This is a genomic window from Sphingobium quisquiliarum P25, assembly GCF_000445065.1.
Lineage (GTDB): Bacteria > Pseudomonadota > Alphaproteobacteria > Sphingomonadales > Sphingomonadaceae > Sphingobium > Sphingobium quisquiliarum.
In genome coordinates this window covers 1-19,602 of sequence record NZ_ATHO01000048.1, presented here as the reverse complement: position 1 = coordinate 19,602, position 19,602 = coordinate 1, and the positions used below count along the sequence as shown (strand labels likewise).

Sequence of the window (19,602 nt, the reverse complement as noted above, 5' to 3'; positions counted from 1 at the left end):
GCTGAGTTCCGACAAGATCAGCCGGGCGAAACGATAGCTGTCAGGACCGAAGAAGACGGCATCCTCATCATCCGTGGGGTAAGCGGAATGGAGGAACAGCGCACCGCCCAGAGAGGAGACCCGGAACAGGGAGCGCCAGCGCCCCTCCCCCGCTTCCTCAAGCGCGCCCGCCGTTTCCAGCAACTGCATGACCTCGCGATCAAGCAGAGATGTGCCGAATGGCAGGCTCCATCCCAGCACATCCTCAATCTTGCGCGCCTCGCGCCGTTCCGGGCGGCTCAGGACCAGCCCGTGAGTGGCGGGCGTGGGCGTCACGAAATGGTAATTACGCGCCTTGAGCAGTTGAAGCAGGGCGGCGAGCGCGGCGTCAGCCGGGTCGATAGGAGAATGAATCATCGGCAGACGGTTCCCGCCATCACAAGGGTTCAGCATCGAGATAAAGATAGCTGGGGTCGAATTCCGCCATCAGCTTAAGGCCATCAAGGTCCAGGATGCGCGCTTCCCCGCGATTATAGTCGAGCAGGCGCTGGTCGCGCAGCAGGCGCAGCGTCCGGTTGACGTGAACGGAAGTCATGCCCAGCGCATCGGCAAGCTGGGACTGGTTCATGCCCAGGGTGAAGCGTTCGCCGTTCAGCCCGACGATCGCCAACCGCTCATGCAATTCGCAGAAAAGTGCCGCCAGCCGCCCCGCTGCCGACCGCTGGCCCAGCGACAATTCCCATTCCCGGTTCATGCACGCGTCCAGATTGGTGCTGAACCAGTAGATGCGGCCAAGCCGTGGATGAGCCTCGATAAGTTCGCGAATGCTTTCGTGGGGCACACGCGACAGCATGCAGTCAGTGAGCGCCATGATATCATGTTCGAGCCGCTTGAGCGTGAAACCGTGAAGGTCGGCGAAATCCCCGGCGACATGCAACTGGGTGATCTGCCGCTTGCCATCGGGCAGATCCTTGTAGCGGCACAGCAACCCGTCGAGCAGGAGGGTGCTGGCCTCCAGCAGTTCGCCTTCCCGCACGATGACGCTGTTCCTGGACACCGGGCGCGCGGGAGGGATCAGCGCAAGGATTGCCTGCTCCTCTTCCTTCGAAAGGGAGTGCCGGGCCTTGATCCGGGCGAGATGACGTTCGATCATCGGGCGGCCCCTGACCGCGCCGCGACGGCCCGGCCCCGCTTGCCCGCCATGGCGGACGCGCAGCGGCCTTGACCGGGGTCCAAATGGCTGGACCCGTTGCCGTCCTGAAAGCCGGAAGGGGGTGAGGGCATCGCTATCGAACGCCGCCCAAGGCGGTAAGTTGCACTTGATGACCGGCCCGGTGGAAAGAAGCGGAGGGAGCGCGCCGCACCGGCAACGCGCTCCCTTGCCGCAAAGCGCTGTAGCGCGGGCGTTTCAGCGCTGCGCGATCAGGATGGGGCGATCCTTTTCCGCCTGTGCCATGGTCTGCGCCCGGTATTGCGAACGCAGGGCGCTCATCATGCCCTCCTTTTCCGTGTCATCGCGCGCAACGATGATCCACGCTTCGAACTTGCGGTTCGCGCTCACATTGCCGGGCAAGGGGTGAAGCGATCCCATGGCCTTCACCGCGCGCATGGAGATGCGGTTGATGTTGCGCGAGGTGGAGGGACCCGCCAGTTCCACATCCTGCGGCTTTCCCTGATCGTTCAGGCGGAACTGGACCCGGCTGTAGCCAGTGGAACTGGCGTCACGGTAGAGCCAGCTGGCATTGCGGATGCTGCGGGAAAGCCGGGCGGCCGTCCTTCCGGTCCATGCTTCATAATTGGCCGCATCCTTTTCCGGCGCGACGACGGTTAGCTGGCCCGGTCCCTGCCGGGCTTCCGCAGCGACAGGCGCAACCAGACAGGCGCACAGCGCTACGGCAACAGGTTTGGCATGCATGATGGCCTCCTCTGCTTTCTCTTCGATTGTCATTGGGACTGCTGCGGCAGCATCGGACCGGCCGAGAGCAGAGAGACTATATAGACCCGCAATGGAGTGCGGGATAATTATTTTACGCCTGCAAACTCATCCACATAGTGCAAATATCAAGAAGAACCAAAAAGACGAAATAATCGAACTAAAGACGTACGCCTTGGGCAAGCGTCTGGCGCCGCTGCCTTTTGCCGGACGCTACGGCATCCATGGCCCCGACTCAGGCAGGACCGCAAGGCTGGTTAAGGCGCGCCATCGGCATTGATCGCGAGGCCGATCGCTTCGGCCACCTTGATCCCGTCGATCGCAGCGGACAGGATGCCGCCAGCATAGCCCGCCCCTTCGCCCGCCGGGTAGAGCCCGGTGACGTTGAGGCTCTGATAATCCGCGCCGCGCGTGATGCGGATGGGCGAAGAGGTGCGGGTTTCGACGCCCGTCATGACCGCATCGGGATGGTCGTAATTGGCGATCTGCCGTCCAAAGGCGGGCAGCGCTTCATGAAACGCCTCTATGACGAAATCGGGCAGGCAGCGCGACAGGTCGGTCATGGTGACGCCGGGTTTGTAGGAGGGGATGACCTCCCCCAACTCCGTCGAGGGACGGCGCGCAAGGAAGTCCCCGACCTTCTGCCCCGGCGCCCAATAGGATGATCCGCCAGCCTCATAGGCCATGCTTTCCCAGTGCCGCTGAAGCTCGATCCCTGCCAGCGGGCCGCCGGGATAGTCGCGTTCCGGGTCGATGCCGACCACCAGCCCGGAATTCGCGTTGAACTCGGCGCGGCTGTACTGGCTCATGCCGTTGGTGACGACGCGCCCTTCCTCCGATGTCGCGGCGACCACGCGACCGCCCGGACACATGCAGAAGCTGTAGACCGTGCGCCCATTGGCGCAGTGATGCGCAAGGCTGTAGGCCGCAGCGCCCAGCAACGGATGGCCCGCGCAATTGCCGTAACGCGCCCGGTCGATCCAGCTTTGCGGATGTTCGATCCGCACGCCGATGGAAAAGGGCTTGGCCTCTATATGCACGCCGCGCCGGTGGAGCATTTCGAACGTCGGCCGCGCGCTGTGCCCCACCGCCAGCACGACATGATCCGCCTCGATAAAGCCGCCATCGGACAGATGCACGCCGCGCAGCCGCTGCCTGCCATCGCCCCCGGCCGTCAGTTCCAGTTCCTCGACCTTGTGCTGCCAGCGATATTCGCCGCCCAGCGCCTCGATCTGGCGGCGTAGGCTTTCGACCATGGTGACGAGGCGAAAGGTGCCGATATGCGGATGCGCTTCGGTCAGAATGTCGGCGGGCGCGCCAGCCGCGACGAATTCCTGTAGCACCTTGCGGCCCAGGAAACGGGGGTCCTTGACCCGGCAATAGAGTTTTCCATCGGAAAAGGTGCCAGCCCCGCCCTCGCCGAACTGCACGTTGCTGTCGGGGTTCAGTTCCGCGCGCCGCCACAGACCCCAGGTATCCTTGGTCCTTTCGCGCACCACCTTGCCGCGATCCAGGATGATCGGGCGGAAACCCATCTGCGCCAGGATCAGCCCGGCGAACAGGCCGCATGGCCCCGCGCCGATCACCACTGGCCGCTTGCCGCTCCACCCGTCAGGCGCATGGGCGACGAAGCGATAATCAGTATCGGGACGGGGGCGGACATCATGATCCCTGGCGAAGCGGGCCAGCACCGCCTCTTCGTCCGCCAGTTCGACATCGACGGTGTAGACGAGCTGGATCGCATTCTTGCGCCGGGCGTCGTTGCCGCGGCGCACGACCGCATGGCTGATCAGGTCCGCTGCCGCGATGCCCAGCCGCGCGCAGATCGCGGCGGGCATCGCTTCGGCCGGATGGTAGAGGGGCAGTTTCAGGCCGGACAGACGCAACATGGCCCCGCCCCTAGACCCATTTCCCCGCCCGCTCCAGCCCCCCATGAGGATGAGGGGAGCGCGCCTTAGAAACGGGCGCGCAGCCCGCCATAGATGGCGCGGCGCTCAACCGGGTAGAAGGCGGCGCTGCCTTCATCGGCCGGGGTAGCCGGATTATCCGGCACGTAGCGGACCATCGCGCTGATATCCCCGACCGCACGCTTTCCAGTCAGGTTGCGCGCGTCGAGGAACAGCGTCACGCCCTCCCTCACCCCCGCCTGCGCGCCGAGGTTGAGCATCGCATAACCGCCGATCCGCTTTGTATTCGCATAGTCCACCCATGCCCCCTGCGGCACCCATTCCACGGCGGGGGAAAGGCTGAGCCGGTCCGTGCCCAGCCGCAGTTCCGCCCGATAGAAGTGGCGCGGCACCACCGGCAGGCGATTGCCGCCGAACTGCACATCGTCCCGGAAGCGGAAATCGCTATACTGATAAACCTGCCGCAACATCGCCCAAGGAGCGAGCGTCAGGTCCAGACCCGCCTCGATCCCCTGATGGAGGGTGCGATCCGCGTTGAAGGTTGCGGCTGGAATGCCCTGCGCGGGATTCACCGTATATTGCAGCATTTCGTCCTTAAGATCCGCGCGATAAAGGCTGACGTCCCACGCGGCGATACCGGAACGTCCCCTTGTGCCCACCTCGACGGTCCACGCCTTTTGCGGCCGCACGGGCACGAAGGCCGCGATCTGCGCGACTTCGCCAAAGCCCGGCATCTCGACGGAACGGCTGTAATTGACATAGAATTGCACGGCCTCGCCCAGATCGAACAGCAGGCCGAATTTTGGCGCGAACGCATCATAATCGACCCGCGCGCTGACGGAGGCAGGGATCTGCTGATCCTGTTCCCGCTCAGCATGGGTATAGATGCCCCCCGCGATCAGCGTCAGCCTGTCTGCGGGGCGGTAGCGCAGTTCGCCATAGCTGTTGATCGTCTGCGCCCGCTGACGGGCATCGAACGTTGGCGCAGCCCCCGGAGCGCGGCGGCCTGCCGCATTCACGAAGCGGCGTGAGCGAACCTCGCCGAACCGGGCCGTGCTGCCGAGGGTGAGGCCGAACGGCCCTGCTTCCAGATCATATCGGCCATAGACGCCATAATCGGTCGATTTCTGGTCCACCACCTGAAAAATGGGATGGAACAGATCCTTGACGTTCAGGAACACGCCCCCTTCCAGCGCGCCACGGCCCAGTTGCACGGTCGTGCGGTTCTGCAAGCGAATGGAATCGATGTCGCGCGCCTGATCGCCCGTGACGCTGGCGGGGTTGGCAGCGGCCGGACGGTTCAGCGCCTGTCTTTCCGACAGGGTGCCCGGCAGGCTCTGGCGAATGCTCTGCACGCTCGCGTAAAACCGCGTCTCGACCGTATCGCTGATCTTCAACCCGGCATTGCCGTTGAAGCGGACTGCCTTGCGCGCCGCATGGTCGCGGTCGCCGTCCGAACGATCGGCGGTGATCGCCATCCAGGCATCGCCGCGCGCACCGGCATAGCCATAGGCCGCCTTGGCGCGCAGCGTATCGAACGATCCGCCGTCGATGCGCAGTTCCGCTCCCGGCGCGCTCCGGCCTGTCGGGGTGACGGCATTGATCGCGCCGCCCAGCGTCGATCCGCCCCACCGCAGCGCATTGCCGCCGCGATAGACCTCCAGATGCTGAAACACCTGCGGGTCCAGTTCCTGGAAATCGCCATTGTCATCGGCAAGGTTGATCGGAATGCCGTCCTGCAACAGCGTCAGCCCGCGCATGTGGAAGCCGCGTGAAATACCCGATCCGCGGATGGAGATGCGCACCTCCTGCCCGAAACGCGGCTGGGTATAGACGCCGGGCGAAAAGCTGAGCGCGTCACGCAGCGACACGGCCACCTTGTCTTCGAATTCCTGCGCCGCGACGACATCCGCCCCGCCCGCTACGCGGTCCACGCGCGCTTCGGCGTCTTCGATCATGGGAAGGGCCGTGACGATGATCCTCCCCTGATCGGGCGCTTCATCGGCCAGCGCGGGCAGGGTCGTGAGAGAACAGGCAAGGGCGCACAGCGACACGCTGCGCAGGTCAAGAATGACGGACATGACAGGACAACCTCATGAAAATACAACGCCAGCGCCACCGGCATGGCAGCGCGCAAAATGAATTTTCTAGAAGGTTGAAGGCGGCCCCGATGAAGGCGGCGGCGGGGCGGCCAGCCGGGCGACAAGGCCCGTCTTGAGCGCGAAGGCGATCGGCCCGGACGCAAGTTGCCAGGCAGGCAGGGCCAGATCGGCGGCCGCCACCGGCGGGATCAGCGGCTGGACCGACGCGGCGAAGGGGCAATGCTGCTGAACAGGCGCGGCATCGCCCTTGGGATGCGGCTTGCCGGGCGCATGGTCACGATCGACCACGACATTGACCGCGCCCTGCCCGGTACACAGCGTCACGACGACGCCCCGGTCGGTGCGCACCGGCATGAAGCCGGACGGGGCGACTAGCTGGATGGCGAGGACAAGCAGCGCCAGCGCGGCCAGAAGGCCCCGCGCGGCTTCCGATTGTCTGATCGCCCCCGTCATGCTGCTGCCCCTAGCGCCAGCGGCGGCTCTTGTCATCTGGATATCATATGGTCCGCGCACTCACCTTGACGTAAACGTAAGGTATCCCTAGATTGCCCGCCATGGACCAGCGCAGCAGCATCGCCGGCATAGAGGTGCCGGATCAACGCGAACGGCAAAGCTATACCATCACCGACCTGTCGGAAGAATTCGGCGTCACCGCGCGGGCGCTGCGCTTCTACGAAGATGAAGGGCTGATCGCGCCGGAGCGGCAGGGCCTGGCGCGCATCTATTCGCGCCGCGACCGTGCCCGGCTGGCGTGGATTCTGCGCGGCAAGCGGGTCGGTTTCAGCCTGGCCGACATTCGCGAGATGATCGACCTGTACGACGCCGATGAGGAGCATGAGGAGCAGCGCCGCGTCACTCTTGCCAAGTGCAAGGCGCGCATCGGACTGCTCACCCGGCAGAAGGACGATATCGACGCGGCGATCGCCGAACTGTCGGGTTTCGTCGCCGCGCTCGAAAAATAACGCTTCATCAGAACGACAATATTCCCGGAGAAGATCATGCCCAGCTATACCGCCCCGATCCGTGAGACCCGCTTTGTGCTCGATCATGTGCTGGGGCTGGACCGCTATGCCAATCTTCCGGGCTTCGAAAATGCGACGCCCGACCTGATCGAAGCCATACTGGCCGAAGGCAGCAAGATCGCGGAGGAGGTGCTGTTCCCGCTGAACGCCGTGGGCGACAAGGAAGGCTGCACCCGCCATCCCGACGGCAGCGTCACCACCCCGCCCGGTTTCAAGCAGGCGTTCGATACCTATGTGGAGGGCGGCTGGACGACCTTGCATGCGCCGGTCGAATATGGCGGCCAGGGCCTGCCCAATGTCGTGGCGAGCGCCGTGGGCGAATATGTGCTGTCAGCCAATCACAGCTTCGAAATGTATCATGGCCTCACCAGCGGCGCGGTCGCCGCGCTGCTCGCCAAAGGCAGCGACGAATTGAAGCAGACCTATATTCCCAACATGGTGTCAGGCCGGTGGACCGGCACGATGAACCTGACGGAGCCCCATGCCGGTACTGACCTTGGCCTCATCAAGACCAAGGCGGTGCGGCAGGATGACGGCAGCTATGCCATCACCGGCACGAAGATCTTCATTTCCTCGGGCGAGCAGGACCTGACCGAGAATATCATCCACCTCGTCCTTGCCAAGACGCCGGACGCGCCGGAAGGCAGCAAGGGCATCTCCCTCTTCGTCGTGCCGAAGGTGCTGTTGAAGGAGGACGGGTCTCTGGGCGAACGCAACGCCGTGTCCTGCGGCTCGCTTGAACATAAGATGGGCATTCACGGCAACGCGACCTGCGTCATGAACTATGACGGCGCCAAGGGCTGGATCGTGGGCGAGGAGAATAAGGGCCTTGCCGCCATGTTCATCATGATGAACGCCGCGCGCATGTGGGTCGGCATGCAGGGGCTGGGCCAGGCGGAAATCGCTTTCCAGAACGCGGTCCATTATGCGCGCGAGCGGCGGCAGGGCCGGGCGCTGACCGGCCCCAAGGACAAGGATGAGAAAGCCGACACGCTGTTCGTCCACCCCGATGTCCGGCGGATGCTGATGGAAGCCAAGGCGCTGACCGAGGGGCTGCGCGCGCTGATGCTGTGGGGCGCGCTCCAGGTCGATCTGGCGCAACATGCAGCGAGCGAGGAAGAACGGCAGGCGGCCGACGATATGGTCCAGCTGCTGACCCCGGTGCTGAAAGGCTATGGCACGGACAAGGGCTTTGACGTCACGGTCATGTGTCAGCAGGTGTTCGGCGGCCATGGCTACATCTGGGAAAATGGCGTTGAACAATATGTGCGCGACGCCCGCATCGCCCAGATTTACGAGGGCACCAACGGCGTGCAGGCGATGGACCTTGTGGGGCGCAAACTGCCGATGAATGGCGGGCGCGCGTTGCAGGCCTTCCTGAAAATCGTAGCGGACGAGGTTGCTGCGGCCAAGGGCGATGAGAAGCTGGCAGGCCTTGCCGAAGCGCTGGAAAAGGCCAGCGGGCAGCTGGGCGCGGCGACCATGTGGCTGATGCAGAATGCGATGCAGAACCCCGACAATGCCGGGGCTGGCGCGGTGCATTATATGCACATTCTCGGCATCGTTTCGACCGGCCTCATGTGGCTGCGCATGGCAAAGGCGGCCGCCACGCTGCTGGAGGCGGGCGAAGGCGATGCGCGCTATCTGGAGGCGAAGCTGGTCACGGCGCGCTTCTTTGCCGAACGCATCATGCCCGATGCGGGCGCGCTGCGGCGGAAGATCGAGGGCGGCGCGGAGAGCCTGATGGCGATCGACCCGGATATGTTCCTGGCGGCTTGAGGAGCCGGACGCGCAAGGCCTTGGCTACATCCTCCCCACGCCTATCGGCGCAGGGAGGATTTTGGCGCCCGTTTATAGAGGCTTCAATCGCCCCATAATTCCTTGAGCTTGCTGAAAAAGCCCGTCGATTGCGGGCATTCTTCGCCCGTCTCCGTCTCACGGAAGGCTTCGAGCAGTTCGCGCTGCTTGGCGCTGAGGCGGGTCGGGGTTTCGACATCGACCTGAATCACGAGATCGCCCTGCCCCCGGCCGTTCAGCACCGGCATGCCTGCGCCGCGCTGGCGGATCTGCTTGCCCGACTGGATGCCGCTCGGAATCTTGATCTCGTGGCGCTGACCGTCCAGGCCGGGCACTTCGATGCAGCCGCCTAGCGCCGCCGTGGTGAAGCTGACCGGCGCGCGGCAGAAGAGGGTGGTGCCTTCGCGTTCGAAAATCGGATGCCGCTTCACATGCAGGAAGATGTAGAGGTCGCCCGGCGGTGCGCCGCGCGCGCCTGCCTCACCCTCGCCGGAAAGGCGGATGCGCGTGCCTTCATCGACACCTGCGGGAATGTTGACCGACAGCGTCTTGGGCTTGTCCACCCGCCCCTCGCCGCGACAGGCGCGGCAGGGACTTTCGATCACCTGACCCGCACCGTGGCAACCCGGACAGGTGCGTTCGACCACGAAGAAGCCCTGCTGCGCCCTGACCTGACCATGCCCGTGACAGGTGGTGCAGGTCTTGACCCCCGTGCCCGGCTGCGCGCCTGAACCGTCGCAACTGTCGCAGGGCGCGGAAACCTCGATCTCTATCTCGGTCTGCTTGCCGTGATAGGCGTCGTCGAGGCTGATCTCCATATCATAGCGCAGGTCCGCGCCGCGCCGCTGCGCCTGACGTCCGCCGCCAAAGCCGCTCTGGCCGAAGATCGTCTCGAAAATGTCGCCAAGGTCGGAAAAGCCACCCGCGCCGCGTCCGTTGAAACCGCCGCCGCCGCCATTCTGGGCGTTGGTATAGGCCGCATGGCCGTAGCGGTCATAGGCCGCGCGCTTCTGCGGGTCCTTGAGACATTCATAAGCCTCGGAAACGGCCTTGAACTTCGCTTCGCTGTCAGTGCAGCCCCCGGTGCGATCGGGGTGATATTTCATCGCAAGCTTGCGATAGGCGCTCTTGATCGCCCCGGCATCAGCCGTCCGCTCGACTTCGAGCAATGAATAATAATCAACTTCGGTAGTCATATCGCCCCCGGGCGCGCACGTCCCCCGGCTTCGCCCCGGACGGCTGCATGGTCAGACACCATGCCGTCCGCCCGAGGCGAAGTCGAGAAGCGTTTCATCGGGCCTTACGCCTTGTTGTCGTCCACTTCCGAAAATTCGGCGTCCACGACGTCATCATCAGCCTTGGGAGCATCAGCGCCCGGAGCGGCGGCCGCAGCCTGCTCCTTCTCGTAGATCGCTTGGCCAAGCTTCATCGCCACTTGGGCAAGTTCCTGCGCCTTGGACTTCATCGCTTCGACATCGCCGCCTTCGACAGCGGACCTGGTCGCGGCGATCGCCGTCTCGATCTCGGACTTGAGGGCCGCATCCACCTTGTCGCCATGCTCGGAAAGCTGCTGCTCGGTGGTGTGGATCAGGCTTTCGGCGTTGTTCTTCGCCTCGGCCGCCTCGCGCTTCTTCTTGTCCTCTTCGGCGAAACGCTCGGCATCCTTGACCATCTGTTCGATGTCGGCGTCGGACAGACCGCCCGAAGCCTGGATGCGAATCTGCTGCTCCTTGCCGGTGCCCTTGTCCTTGGCATGGACGTTGACGATGCCGTTGGCGTCGATGTCGAAGGTGACTTCGATCTGCGGCACGCCGCGTGGCGCGGGCGGAATGCCGACCAGGTCGAACTGGCCCAGCAGCTTGTTGTCCGCCGCCATTTCACGCTCGCCCTGGAACACGCGGATCGTCACCGCCTGCTGATTGTCGTCGGCGGTCGAATAGACTTGGCTCTTCTTGGCCGGGATCGTCGTGTTGCGGTCGATCATGCGGGTGAACACGCCGCCCAGCGTTTCGATGCCCAGCGACAGCGGAGTGACGTCCAGCAGCAGCACATCCTTGACGTCGCCCTGCAACACGCCCGCCTGGATCGCCGCGCCCATGGCGACGACTTCGTCCGGGTTGACGCCGGTGTGCGGTTCCTTGCCGAAGAATTCCTTCACGGCCTCGCGCACCTTGGGCATGCGGGTCATGCCGCCCACGAGCACCACTTCGCTGATGTCGCTGGCCGAAACGCCCGCGTCCGCCAGCGCCTTCTTGCACGGCTCCATCGTGCGCTTGATGAGGTCGCTCACCAGACGCTCCAGATCGGCGCGGGTGATGGTCTTCACCAGATGCTTGGGACCATTCTGGTCAGCGGTGATGAAGGGCAGGTTGACTTCGGTCGACTGTGCGGAGGACAGTTCGATCTTAGCCTTTTCGGCCGCTTCCTTGAGGCGCTGGAGCGCGAGCTTGTCCTTGGTGAGGTCGATGCCCTCATCCTTCTTGAAGCCTTCGGCCAGATATTCCACCAGCTTGGCGTCGAAATCCTCGCCACCCAGGAAGGTGTCGCCGTTGGTCGACTTCACTTCGAACACGCCGTCGCCGATTTCCAGGATCGAGATATCGAAGGTGCCGCCGCCAAGGTCGTAGACGGCGATGGTCTTGCCGTCCTGCTTTTCCAGGCCATAGGCGAGCGCGGCCGCGGTCGGCTCGTTGATGATGCGCAGCACTTCAAGGCCCGCGATCTGGCCGGCGTCCTTGGTCGCCTGACGCTGGGCGTCGTTGAAGTAGGCGGGAACGGTGATGACCGCCTGCGTCACGGTTTCGCCCAGATAGCTCTCGGCCGTTTCCTTCATCTTCTGGAGCGTGAAGGCGGAAATCTGCGAGGGCGAATAATCCTTTCCGCCCGCCTGCACCCATGCGTCGCCATTGGCGCCCTTCACGATGTGATAGGGGACAAGCTCCATATCCTTCTTCGTCGTCGGATCGTCGAAGCGGCGGCCGATCAGGCGCTTCACGGCGAAAATGGTATTATCCGGGTTAGTGACGGCCTGACGCTTGGCCGGCTGCCCGATCAGGCGCTCACCATCCTTGGTGAAGGCGACGATCGACGGCGTCGTGCGCGCGCCTTCCGCATTTTCGATCACCTTGGGTTTGCCGCCGTCCATCACAGCCACGCAGCTGTTGGTGGTGCCAAGGTCAATGCCGATTACTTTTGCCATTTTTGTCCTCTTCGAACCCCAAATCACATTCAGCGGTTGACGGCCCCATACCTCACGAAAGCGCCAAGGCAAGGCCGTTTGCGGATGGGATATAGGCGCGATCTTCCTTGGCACAAGAAGCCTGGGTGATTACCGTAACAATCGACCGGAAACGAGACAGTCATGAAAGCGAGAGCAATGCGTCCCATCCTATCCTTACTTCCCCTTGCTGCTCCCTTTTTGCTGACCGCCTGCGGCGATCCCGCGCCCACCTATATCGATCAGGCGTGGGTGCGGCTGAGCCCCAACAAGGATACGCCGTCCGCTGGCTATTTCGTCGCGCATGGGGGTGATGCCGATACGCAGCTTCGCGGCGTGCTGACCGACTATGCGATCAAGGTCGAAATGCACGAAACCGTCAGCGAGGGCGGCGTCATGAAGATGAAGCCGATCGATTCGGTGGACATCCCGGCCAAGACCAAGGTCGCCTTCGCGCCGGGGGGCAAGCATCTGATGCTGTGGGGCGTCAACGACACGGCGATCAGCCGGGGAAAGATGACGCTGACCTTCCTGCTGTCCAACGGCGACCGGCTGCTGGTCGATGCCGTGATCCAGAAGCCGGGCGCGGCCGCTCCCGCCGTGGCGGGCGGCGGGGCGCAGAAGCAGCCTTGACCAGCCGCGCCCTCACCCCGGCCGAAACCGCGCTTGCCCGCTCGGTCTTCGGCGGGGCGATCGCCTATGACAGGGTGCGGGTGCATAATCGCAAATGGTGGCCGCTCCAGCCGCGCGGTGTGACGATGGCGCCCGACGGAGACCTGTGGTTCCATCCGGGCAGCGGCATGTTCTGTCCCGACTTCTGCGAAGCGCCGCTGCATCTGCAAGGGCATTTCATCCATGAAATGACCCACGTCTGGCAAGCGCAGAAAGGCGGCAAATGGTATCTGCCGCTGATGCGCCATCCCTTCTGCCGCTATCGCTATGACATCGTGCCGGGCCGCCCCTTCGGCCGCTATGGGTTGGAGCAGCAGGCGGAGATCGTCCGCCACTGCTTCCTGCTGCGGCGCGGCGCGCGGGTGGAGGGGAAGCCGCCCCTTCCCGTCTATGAAGCGCTGATCCCGTTCGCCACCGCCTGAGCGATGGGGACGCGCTGCCCCTGCCGTGATAGGATGCCGCCATGCGCATCATGACCGCCCTGCTTCCGCTCGCCGCCTTCGTCGCGGCTCCTGCATGGGCCGGACAGGCGGAACGCGCGGGTCATTATTATCTGCAAGGCGTGATGGAGACGGGGTCGGAACTGATGCTCCATCCCGATGGCCGCTTTCAATGGTATCTCGTCTATGGCGCGCTCGACCTGTTCGCCGAAGGCCGGTGGCAGGAAGCGGACGGGCAGGTCGTCCTGACCGCGCACAAGAGCAAGGACGTGCCCGAACCGGGGTTCGAAACGCTGGTGCTGACGGTGAAGGACAGCGTGCTGATCCCGCCGGACGGGCGCGGCGCTTACAGGAAGCCGCCGGACGAGCGGGATTGACCCGCCCGACCGCTTCTTTTCAGCGCACCGCCGGTTCCAGCAGGCGGATGCTGCCCAGATCGGCATCGATTTCCGCGCGGACGCCCACGGGCAGGCTGAACTGACTTGCGACATGGCCGATCGCCGCGCCCTGAAACGCTGGCACGCCGAGCGGTTCCAGATGCTGTTGCAGGACTTCCGACACGGTAAAGCCGCCATAGGAGGCATCGCTGGCAGCGCAGTTGGTGCATTGGCCGAAGACGACGCCCGCCACCTTGCCCAGCAGCCCGGCGAGCGACAACTGGGTCAGCATCCGGTCGATCCGGTAGGGCGCTTCGCCCACATCCTCCATGAACAGGATCGCGCCATCGAAAGCGGGCATCCATGGCGTGCCCACCAGCGCCGCCAGCACCGTCAGGTTGCCGCCCAACAGCCGCCCCGCCGCTTTCCCGCCGCGAAAGGTGCGGATGCGGCCGCTGCGCTGCACCAGCCGGTCTTCATGCGCGACCGGATTGACCAGCAGCGGCGTTGCGCCGTCAAAGGCGATCGCGCGAAAGGCGTCCCAGGAAAAGCGCGGCCAGCTGCTCGCGGCGTTGGGACCGTGGATGGTGGGGAATCCCGCGCGGGCGGCAAAGGCCAGATGCAGGGCGGTGATATCGCTGAAACCCACCAGCAGCTTGGGATTGGCGCGGATCGTGGCGAAGTCGAGATAAGGCAATATGCGCGCGCAGCCCCACCCGCCCCGCACGGCGAAGACGGCGCGCACTTCGGGGTCGGCGAACATCGCGTTGACGTCGGCGGCGCGGTCGGCATCCTTGCCCGCCAGATAGCCCTGCCTTTGCGCGAGATGCCTGCCGGGCCTTGGCTTGAGCCCCATGGCGGCGACGGTTTCCTTGACCAGATCAAGGTCGAACAGATCGTCGGTAAAGCCCGCAGGCTCGATCAATCCCACGGTGTCGCCGGGGCGCAGGCGGGGCGGCTTTTCCGGTGGTCGGGGCGCGGGAGCCTTCGCCGCAGCGAGCGCTCCGCCCATGGCGGCGAGCATCATGCGCCGGTCCAGCCCCATCGCCTTGCTCAAAATGGCCGCCCGTCCTTATGGCTGTATGCGCTTCCCGACCAATGAAGGTCTATATCGGGATAATGAGCGGCGCCGGACGGCACGCGGCCGAAGGCGAGGAACGCGCAATCGCCGCTGCTTTCGTTCACCAGATGATGGCCATTGGGACGCCCCTTCGGAAAGGCCGCCATATCACCGGCCTTCAACAGCACCCGGCCGTCCTCTTCGACCAGCATGGCTTCCCCGCTCAGCATCACGACGAATTCATCCTCTTCTTCATGCCAATGACGCTGGGAGGACGCAGCCCCCGGCTTCAGCACGACATGGCTGACGCCGAAATCAGCGAGGCCCGCCGCCGGGCCGAGCCTGCGCACCCAGCGGCCCGCGACCGCCCCGGCGAACTCCGCCGGATAGCCGGTGCGATTGCTCTGCTCTATTGCTGCAAGATCGATCTTGGGCATGATCTTCCCTTCCGCTGGCAAAGGCGCTGGCCTTTCGCTAACGCAGCGCCATGAACATGACCAGCACCAATCCCGGCATAGTGGACATAGCCAGCAGGCTGATCGCCTGCCCATCGGTGACGCCCGCGCGGGGCGAGGTGTTCGCGGTGCTGGAAACGCTGCTCGTGCCGCTGGGCTTCACGGTCGACCGCTTCGTGGCGGGTCAGGAACCTGACGGGCCGGTGGAAAATCTGCTCGCCTGGCGGACCACCGGCGCGGGGCCGCATTTCGCCTTTGCCGGGCATCTGGACGTGGTGCCGCCCGGCAATGGATGGACCAGCGATCCCTTCACGCCGGACATTCGCGGCGGCCTGCTGCATGGCCGGGGCGCTGTCGACATGAAGGGGGCGATCGCAGCGTTCGTCGCCGCGCTGGCCGGTATCCCTGACGAACTGCCCGGCACGATCAGCCTGATCATCACCGGCGATGAGGAAGGACCGGCGGTCCACGGCACGCTCGCGCTGATGGAGCGGATGGCCGCGCATGGGCTGCGCCCGGACCTGTGCCTTGTGGGCGAGCCGACATCGTCCCAACGCCTGGGCGACGTCATCAAGATCGGCCGCCGCGGCTCTGTGAATATGTGGATCAAGGTGGAAGGCGTGCAGGGCCATGTCGCCTATCCGCACCTGGCCGACAATCCCGTCCCCCGGCTCGTCCGCATCCTGTCGGCGATCGACGGCATCGTGCTGGACGAAGGGACGGACTGGTTCCAGCCCAGCAATATCGAGATCACGGACCTTGAGGTAGGCAATCCGGCCACCAACGTCATCCCGGCCGCCGCCCATGCCCGCATCTCCATCCGTTTCAACGACCGGCATAGCGGCGCCAGCCTGGTTGAGCGGATCACGGCGATCGCATCGGCCGAAGGCGGCGTGGTGACGGCGAAGATCAGCGGCGAGCCGTTCCTGACGCAGCCGGGAAGCCTGTCCGGTCTGGTTGCGGGCGCGATCCGCGAGGTGACCGGCGTGGAAGCGGAGCTTTCGACCACCGGCGGCACATCGGACGCGCGCTTCCTGTCGCGCCTTTGCCCCGTGGTGGAATTCGGCCTCAACAACGGGACGATGCACAAGCTGGATGAAGCCGTGGCGATCGACGATCTGAAGGATCTGGAGCGCATCTATGCGCTGATCGTGCGCCGCGCCCTGGGCGGCTGATGCCCCGTCAGCCCGCGCGGCGTTGCGCCAGCGCCTGCGGCGCGAAGCGGGAGAGGTAGTTTTCCTCCCCGGTCGGACGCGCGACATGATAGCCCTGGAACAGGGTGCAGCCGATCACGCGCAGCATGTCCATCTGCGCTTCACTTTCGACGCCTTCCACCACCACTTCCATGCCCAGCCCCTGGATCAGGCCGACGACCGCGCTGCAAATTGTGCGGGCTTCTGCGGAAATGGCGATGTCGCGCACCAGACTGCGGTCGATCTTGACCCGGTCCACCGGCAATTCCCTGAGGCGCGACAGGTTGGAATAGCCCGTGCCGAAATCGTCGATGGCGATCCGCACCCCTTCCTTCCGCAGCGCGCGTAGCTGCTCCAGAACGCGGGCATCCATTTCCATCGCCAGCGACTCGGTGATCTCCAGTTCCAGCATGTGCGCGGGGGTCCGGTGCGTCGCCATCGCCTGCCGCAGACGCAGGAAAAAGTCCCCCTGCGACAATTCGCGCGAGGAGATGTTGACGGCGATGCGCTGCCCCACATCCGCCTGCGACCAGCGCGCCGCCGTTTCGCACACGCGGCTCATCACCCAATCGCCCAGCGCCACGATCGCGCCGCTTTCCTCCGCCACCGGCACGAAGAATCCGGGCATGACCAGATCGCGCTCCGGGTGCGCCCAGCGGATCAGGGCTTCGGCCGTGACGATCCGGCCGCTGCCGATCTCGATCTGCGGCTGGAATTCCAGCAGGAACTCGTCGCGTTGCAGGGCCAGCAGCATGTCGCGCTCCAGCTCTGCCCGGTCCGCCGCCTCCAGCGCCAGTTCGGTCGTGAACATTTCCGCCCGGCCGCGCCCCTGATGCTTGGCATGATACATGGCGATGTCGGCGGAGCGCAGCAACGCGGGCAGCGTGTCGCCATGATCGGGGTAGCAGGCGATGCCGATCGATGCGCCCAGGTCAATATGCTGGCTGCCAAGATCGAATCGCTCGCCGAGCGCGAACTGGATCGCGCGGGCGATCCGTGCCGCGCCTGCATGGCCGGGCACATTGGGGAAGAACATGGTGAATTCGTCGCCCGCCAGCCTGCCGATCACCGGATCGCTCATGCCTGCGCTGACCTGCGCCATCACGACTTCGCGCAGCCGCCCCGCGACGCGCGCGAGCAGCTGGTCGCCCGCCGCGTGGCCCAGCGTGTCGTTGACGCCCTTGAACCCGTCCAGATCGATGAAGAACAGCGCGCCGCGCCAATCCTCCGGGCTTTCCGCCAGCAGCCGCTCCACCTGGCGGCAGAAGCTGGCGCGGTTGGCAAGACCCGTGACCTGATCGAACAGCGCCAGCGCCTGCACATGATCCAGATTGGTGCGCACCTGGCTGAAAAGGCTTTCCATCGCCACGGCTAGATCAGGCATTTCCGCAGCGATCTCAGGCTGAACGGGGGATTGCAGGTCGCCATGCGCCGCCGCGACCAGCCGTTCGGTGGCACTGTCGATGGCGGCGGCAGTGGTCGCGACGTTGCGCCGCGCCGATGCCCAGCTCAATGTGCCGCACAGGATCGCGATGATCAGCGAGCGGCCGACGCCCCTGACATCGGTGGCCTGCTGCTGTCCCAGCACGAGCGAGAGGATGAACACCAGCGCCCCCGCGGCGCAGGCGAAGGCAGTGGCGCGGCTTTTCAATGTCACGCCTTGCATGCGCCTCCTGCCAGACATGGGGTCCGCCTGTGGACCGCCCATGAGGCCGATATGAAGGACGCTGGTTAAGAAAGGGTCAGCAGTTGCCGCCCAACGCTATTTTTTGCGGCGCAGTATAATATAGATTGCACCGTTCCCTCCGTGGCGCGGATGCGCCAGCCGGACGCTGGCGATCCGGTCGGCATAAGCGCTGGTTTCCAGCCAGTGCCCTATCTCGCCGCGGATCGCGCCGCGCCGCGACTCGCGCCCCGCATCGGCGGATTTGGGCGGCTTTCCGGTGATGACAAGCACTATGCGAACGTCCCGCGACAGGGCGATGCCCAGCGCCTGGTTCAACCGCGCATGGGCGGCCGGCAGGCTGTGGCCATGCAGGTCGATGGTCATGTCAGGCACCAGCGTGCCGTTACGGATTCGGCGTTCCCAGCCCGCGTCCAGCACCTTGGCGGGCGTGCGCTGGGGCGGAGCGGCGACAGGGACAGGCGCAGCAGCCGTTAACCCTTGCGCTTGCCTGGGCACAGGCTGCGGCGCAGGCGGATCAGGCAAGCGCGCGGCGGGGCGCAACGGACGGACCGATCGGGCCAGGGCGTTCCAAAGCGCCTGCTCCTCCGGCGAAAGATGCCGCCGCGCCATGGCAGGCGGCCTTACGGGCGAGCGAGCCGCGCCGCCGACCCGGCCGGCAGCAGGATCAGCGCGCTACCCCGCGCCGACATGCCGCCTGCGATGCCGCGCGCCCGGCTGCCCGCGCCCCAGAAGCTGTCGAACCGGTTGGGGCCCTTGATCGCCCCGCCGGTATCCTGCGCGATCCAGATGCCGTTGGGCTCCGCGCGGTCGAGCGAGAGCAGCACGGGCGCGCCCAGCGGCACATATTTGGGATCGGCGGCAACGCTTGCCTCGGCGGTGACTGGCACGCCCATCGCGCCCAGCGGACCGGGGCCGGTGAGTTCGCGGAAGAAGACGAAGCTCTTATTCTCATCCATGATCGCCGCGCCCTCCGCCGGATGGGCGCGCAGATATTGCATGATGTCCTGCATCGACCCGGCCTGAATGAGGCCGCGATCCTTCATCAGCTTGCCGATACCCACATAGTCGCGGCCATTCTGCCCGTCATAGCCGATGCGCATGACGCCGCCATCGGGCAGCAGCAGCCTGCCGCTGCCCTGCACCTGGAGGAAGAAGAATTCGACCGGGTCGGCGGCCCAGGCGAGTTCGAGGCCGCGCCCTGCGAGCGACCCGGCGACGATCTGCGCGCGCTCGTCATAGGGCACCAGGTTGCTGCCCTGAACCTTGCCGCGAATGGTCTTGCCTTGCAGGCTGTCGCTGAACTGGCCCAGATTGACGTCGATCAGGTCGGGCGGGCGGCGGTAGATCGGCACCTCATAGCCCGGCTGGCGCGTGCGCGATCCGGCGATCTCAGGCTCATAATAGCCGGTGACGAAGGCAGCGCCATCGCCCACCTGCACCGCTTCGAAATGGCGCGCGAAAAATTCGCTGGCGCTGTCCTCAGGCCAGCTCGACGCAGCGGCGCAGGCGTTGTTCCAGTCGGACCCGCGCGTCAGGCCGCTCTGATCGGTGCGGCGCATCAGCGACGGGCAGGACAGGCGGAACGCCTGCAACGCCTTGCGCGATCGTTCCCCCGCCGGGATCAGCTCGGCGATGGCGGGACCAGGGGTGATGCCCGCGGCGACTGCTGTTCCGGTGGTGGAAGCGGGACCTGCTGGCGGCGTTACGGGAAGCGCAGGGCGAGGCGTCGCCGGGACCGGACGCGCCGCACCGCCCGCGCTC

At 65.2% G+C, this 19,602-nt stretch carries 18 protein-coding genes and 1 pseudogene; 6 read left to right on the top strand and 13 right to left on the bottom strand.

Features of this window, described 5'->3' with window-relative positions:
- The 6 genes and pseudogenes from L288_RS27700 to L288_RS27675 form a co-directional block, all read right to left on the bottom strand.
- Positions 1 to 396, bottom strand: a pseudogene (locus L288_RS27700) (methyltransferase); the annotation flags it as partial.
- A 19-nt stretch (positions 397 to 415) separates the two neighbouring features.
- Positions 416 to 1,132, bottom strand: coding sequence for a Crp/Fnr family transcriptional regulator (locus L288_RS27695; RefSeq protein WP_021237418.1), 717 nt, complete (start codon positions 1,130 to 1,132; stop codon positions 416 to 418).
- 255 nt (positions 1,133 to 1,387) lie between these two features.
- The gene (locus tag L288_RS27690; protein WP_031304046.1) at positions 1,388 to 1,894 is read right to left on the bottom strand and encodes an energy transducer TonB; all 507 of its coding nucleotides are present in this window, start codon (positions 1,892 to 1,894) and stop codon (positions 1,388 to 1,390) included.
- A gap of 275 nt (positions 1,895 to 2,169) precedes the next feature.
- Entirely contained in the window at positions 2,170 to 3,801 is a 1,632-nt protein-coding gene (locus tag L288_RS27685; protein WP_021237416.1) for an NAD(P)/FAD-dependent oxidoreductase, read from the bottom strand.
- A gap of 65 nt (positions 3,802 to 3,866) precedes the next feature.
- The gene (locus L288_RS27680) at positions 3,867 to 5,900 is read right to left on the bottom strand and encodes a TonB-dependent receptor family protein (protein WP_021237415.1); all 2,034 of its coding nucleotides are present in this window, start codon (positions 5,898 to 5,900) and stop codon (positions 3,867 to 3,869) included.
- Positions 5,901 to 5,966: 66 nt separating this feature from the next.
- Positions 5,967 to 6,374 (bottom strand): DUF2946 family protein, encoded by a 408-nt coding sequence (locus L288_RS27675; protein ID WP_021237414.1) that lies wholly within the window; start codon positions 6,372 to 6,374, stop codon positions 5,967 to 5,969.
- 101 nt (positions 6,375 to 6,475) lie between these two features.
- On the opposite strand from L288_RS27675, the gene L288_RS27670 reads away from it, so the two are divergent.
- Both L288_RS27670 and L288_RS27665 read left to right on the top strand, forming a co-directional pair.
- The gene (locus tag L288_RS27670; protein ID WP_021237413.1) at positions 6,476 to 6,883 is read left to right on the top strand and encodes a MerR family transcriptional regulator; all 408 of its coding nucleotides are present in this window, start codon (positions 6,476 to 6,478) and stop codon (positions 6,881 to 6,883) included.
- 36 nt (positions 6,884 to 6,919) lie between these two features.
- Complete coding sequence (locus tag L288_RS27665) at positions 6,920 to 8,722, top strand: acyl-CoA dehydrogenase C-terminal domain-containing protein (protein WP_021237412.1); 1,803 nt, start codon at positions 6,920 to 6,922, stop codon at positions 8,720 to 8,722.
- 83 nt (positions 8,723 to 8,805) lie between these two features.
- Here the strand turns inward: L288_RS27665 and dnaJ are convergent, their stop codons facing one another.
- A complete protein-coding gene (gene dnaJ / locus L288_RS27660; RefSeq protein ID WP_021237411.1) occupies positions 8,806 to 9,936 on the bottom strand; it encodes a molecular chaperone DnaJ in 1,131 nt (376 codons plus the stop codon).
- A 104-nt stretch (positions 9,937 to 10,040) separates the two neighbouring features.
- Entirely contained in the window at positions 10,041 to 11,939 is a 1,899-nt protein-coding gene (gene dnaK, locus L288_RS27655) for a molecular chaperone DnaK (protein WP_021237410.1), read from the bottom strand.
- A gap of 177 nt (positions 11,940 to 12,116) precedes the next feature.
- On the opposite strand from dnaK, the gene L288_RS27650 reads away from it, so the two are divergent.
- From L288_RS27650 to L288_RS27640, 3 genes are read left to right on the top strand one after another with little or no spacing between them, the layout of a single operon-like run.
- On the top strand, positions 12,117 to 12,590 hold the full coding sequence (locus L288_RS27650) for a copper chaperone PCu(A)C (RefSeq protein WP_021237409.1): 474 nt from the start codon (positions 12,117 to 12,119) through the stop codon (positions 12,588 to 12,590).
- The gene (locus tag L288_RS27645) at positions 12,587 to 13,051 is read left to right on the top strand and encodes a hypothetical protein (RefSeq protein WP_021237408.1); all 465 of its coding nucleotides are present in this window, start codon (positions 12,587 to 12,589) and stop codon (positions 13,049 to 13,051) included. Before L288_RS27650 ends, L288_RS27645 begins: the two co-directional genes overlap by 4 nt.
- A 41-nt stretch (positions 13,052 to 13,092) precedes the next feature.
- Positions 13,093 to 13,446, top strand: coding sequence for a hypothetical protein (locus L288_RS27640; protein ID WP_021237407.1), 354 nt, complete (start codon positions 13,093 to 13,095; stop codon positions 13,444 to 13,446).
- Between the two features lie 19 nt (positions 13,447 to 13,465).
- On the opposite strand, the gene L288_RS27635 is transcribed toward L288_RS27640, so the two are convergent.
- Positions 13,466 to 14,491 carry a S66 peptidase family protein gene (locus L288_RS27635; protein ID WP_031304045.1) on the bottom strand — a complete coding sequence of 342 codons (1,026 nt, stop codon included), beginning with the start codon at positions 14,489 to 14,491 and terminating at the stop codon, positions 13,466 to 13,468.
- Positions 14,492 to 14,499: 8 nt separating this feature from the next.
- Positions 14,500 to 14,943 carry a cupin domain-containing protein gene (locus L288_RS27630; protein WP_031304044.1) on the bottom strand — a complete coding sequence of 148 codons (444 nt, stop codon included), beginning with the start codon at positions 14,941 to 14,943 and terminating at the stop codon, positions 14,500 to 14,502.
- 50 nt (positions 14,944 to 14,993) lie between these two features.
- Between L288_RS27630 and dapE the strand changes: the two genes are divergently transcribed.
- On the top strand, positions 14,994 to 16,136 hold the full coding sequence (gene dapE, locus L288_RS27625) for a succinyl-diaminopimelate desuccinylase (RefSeq protein ID WP_021237404.1): 1,143 nt from the start codon (positions 14,994 to 14,996) through the stop codon (positions 16,134 to 16,136).
- A gap of 7 nt (positions 16,137 to 16,143) precedes the next feature.
- Here the strand turns inward: dapE and L288_RS27620 are convergent, their stop codons facing one another.
- The 3 genes from L288_RS27620 to mltA all read right to left on the bottom strand — a co-directional run.
- Positions 16,144 to 17,820, bottom strand: coding sequence for a putative bifunctional diguanylate cyclase/phosphodiesterase (locus L288_RS27620; RefSeq protein ID WP_021237403.1), 1,677 nt, complete (start codon positions 17,818 to 17,820; stop codon positions 16,144 to 16,146).
- Positions 17,821 to 17,916: 96 nt separating this feature from the next.
- A complete protein-coding gene (locus L288_RS27615) occupies positions 17,917 to 18,450 on the bottom strand; it encodes a Smr/MutS family protein (protein WP_021237402.1) in 534 nt (177 codons plus the stop codon).
- A gap of 11 nt (positions 18,451 to 18,461) precedes the next feature.
- On the bottom strand, positions 18,462 to 19,602 hold a 1,141-nt coding region (gene mltA / locus L288_RS27610; protein WP_021237401.1), incomplete at its 5' end, for a murein transglycosylase A.

Bases quoted from the DNA above. Each gene is read 5' to 3' on its own strand.
- dnaK (WP_021237410.1), bottom strand. From the start codon at position 11,939: ATGGCAAAAGTAATCGGCATTGACCTTGGCACCACCAACAGCTGCGTG.
- L288_RS27615 (WP_021237402.1), bottom strand. From the start codon at position 18,450: ATGGCGCGGCGGCATCTTTCGCCGGAGGAGCAGGCGCTTTGGAACGCC.
- L288_RS27675 (WP_021237414.1), bottom strand. From the start codon at position 6,374: ATGACGGGGGCGATCAGACAATCGGAAGCCGCGCGGGGCCTTCTGGCC.
- dapE (WP_021237404.1), top strand. From the start codon at position 14,994: ATGAACATGACCAGCACCAATCCCGGCATAGTGGACATAGCCAGCAGG.
- L288_RS27640 (WP_021237407.1), top strand. From the start codon at position 13,093: ATGCGCATCATGACCGCCCTGCTTCCGCTCGCCGCCTTCGTCGCGGCT.
- L288_RS27620 (WP_021237403.1), bottom strand. From the start codon at position 17,820: ATGCAAGGCGTGACATTGAAAAGCCGCGCCACTGCCTTCGCCTGCGCC.
- L288_RS27685 (WP_021237416.1), bottom strand. From the start codon at position 3,801: ATGTTGCGTCTGTCCGGCCTGAAACTGCCCCTCTACCATCCGGCCGAA.
- L288_RS27650 (WP_021237409.1), top strand. From the start codon at position 12,117: ATGCGTCCCATCCTATCCTTACTTCCCCTTGCTGCTCCCTTTTTGCTG.
- L288_RS27680 (WP_021237415.1), bottom strand. From the start codon at position 5,900: ATGTCCGTCATTCTTGACCTGCGCAGCGTGTCGCTGTGCGCCCTTGCC.
- L288_RS27635 (WP_031304045.1), bottom strand. From the start codon at position 14,491: ATGGGGCTGGACCGGCGCATGATGCTCGCCGCCATGGGCGGAGCGCTC.
- L288_RS27665 (WP_021237412.1), top strand. From the start codon at position 6,920: ATGCCCAGCTATACCGCCCCGATCCGTGAGACCCGCTTTGTGCTCGAT.
- dnaJ (WP_021237411.1), bottom strand. From the start codon at position 9,936: ATGACTACCGAAGTTGATTATTATTCATTGCTCGAAGTCGAGCGGACG.
- L288_RS27690 (WP_031304046.1), bottom strand. From the start codon at position 1,894: ATGCATGCCAAACCTGTTGCCGTAGCGCTGTGCGCCTGTCTGGTTGCG.
- L288_RS27630 (WP_031304044.1), bottom strand. From the start codon at position 14,943: ATGCCCAAGATCGATCTTGCAGCAATAGAGCAGAGCAATCGCACCGGC.
- L288_RS27695 (WP_021237418.1), bottom strand. From the start codon at position 1,132: ATGATCGAACGTCATCTCGCCCGGATCAAGGCCCGGCACTCCCTTTCG.
- L288_RS27670 (WP_021237413.1), top strand. From the start codon at position 6,476: ATGGACCAGCGCAGCAGCATCGCCGGCATAGAGGTGCCGGATCAACGC.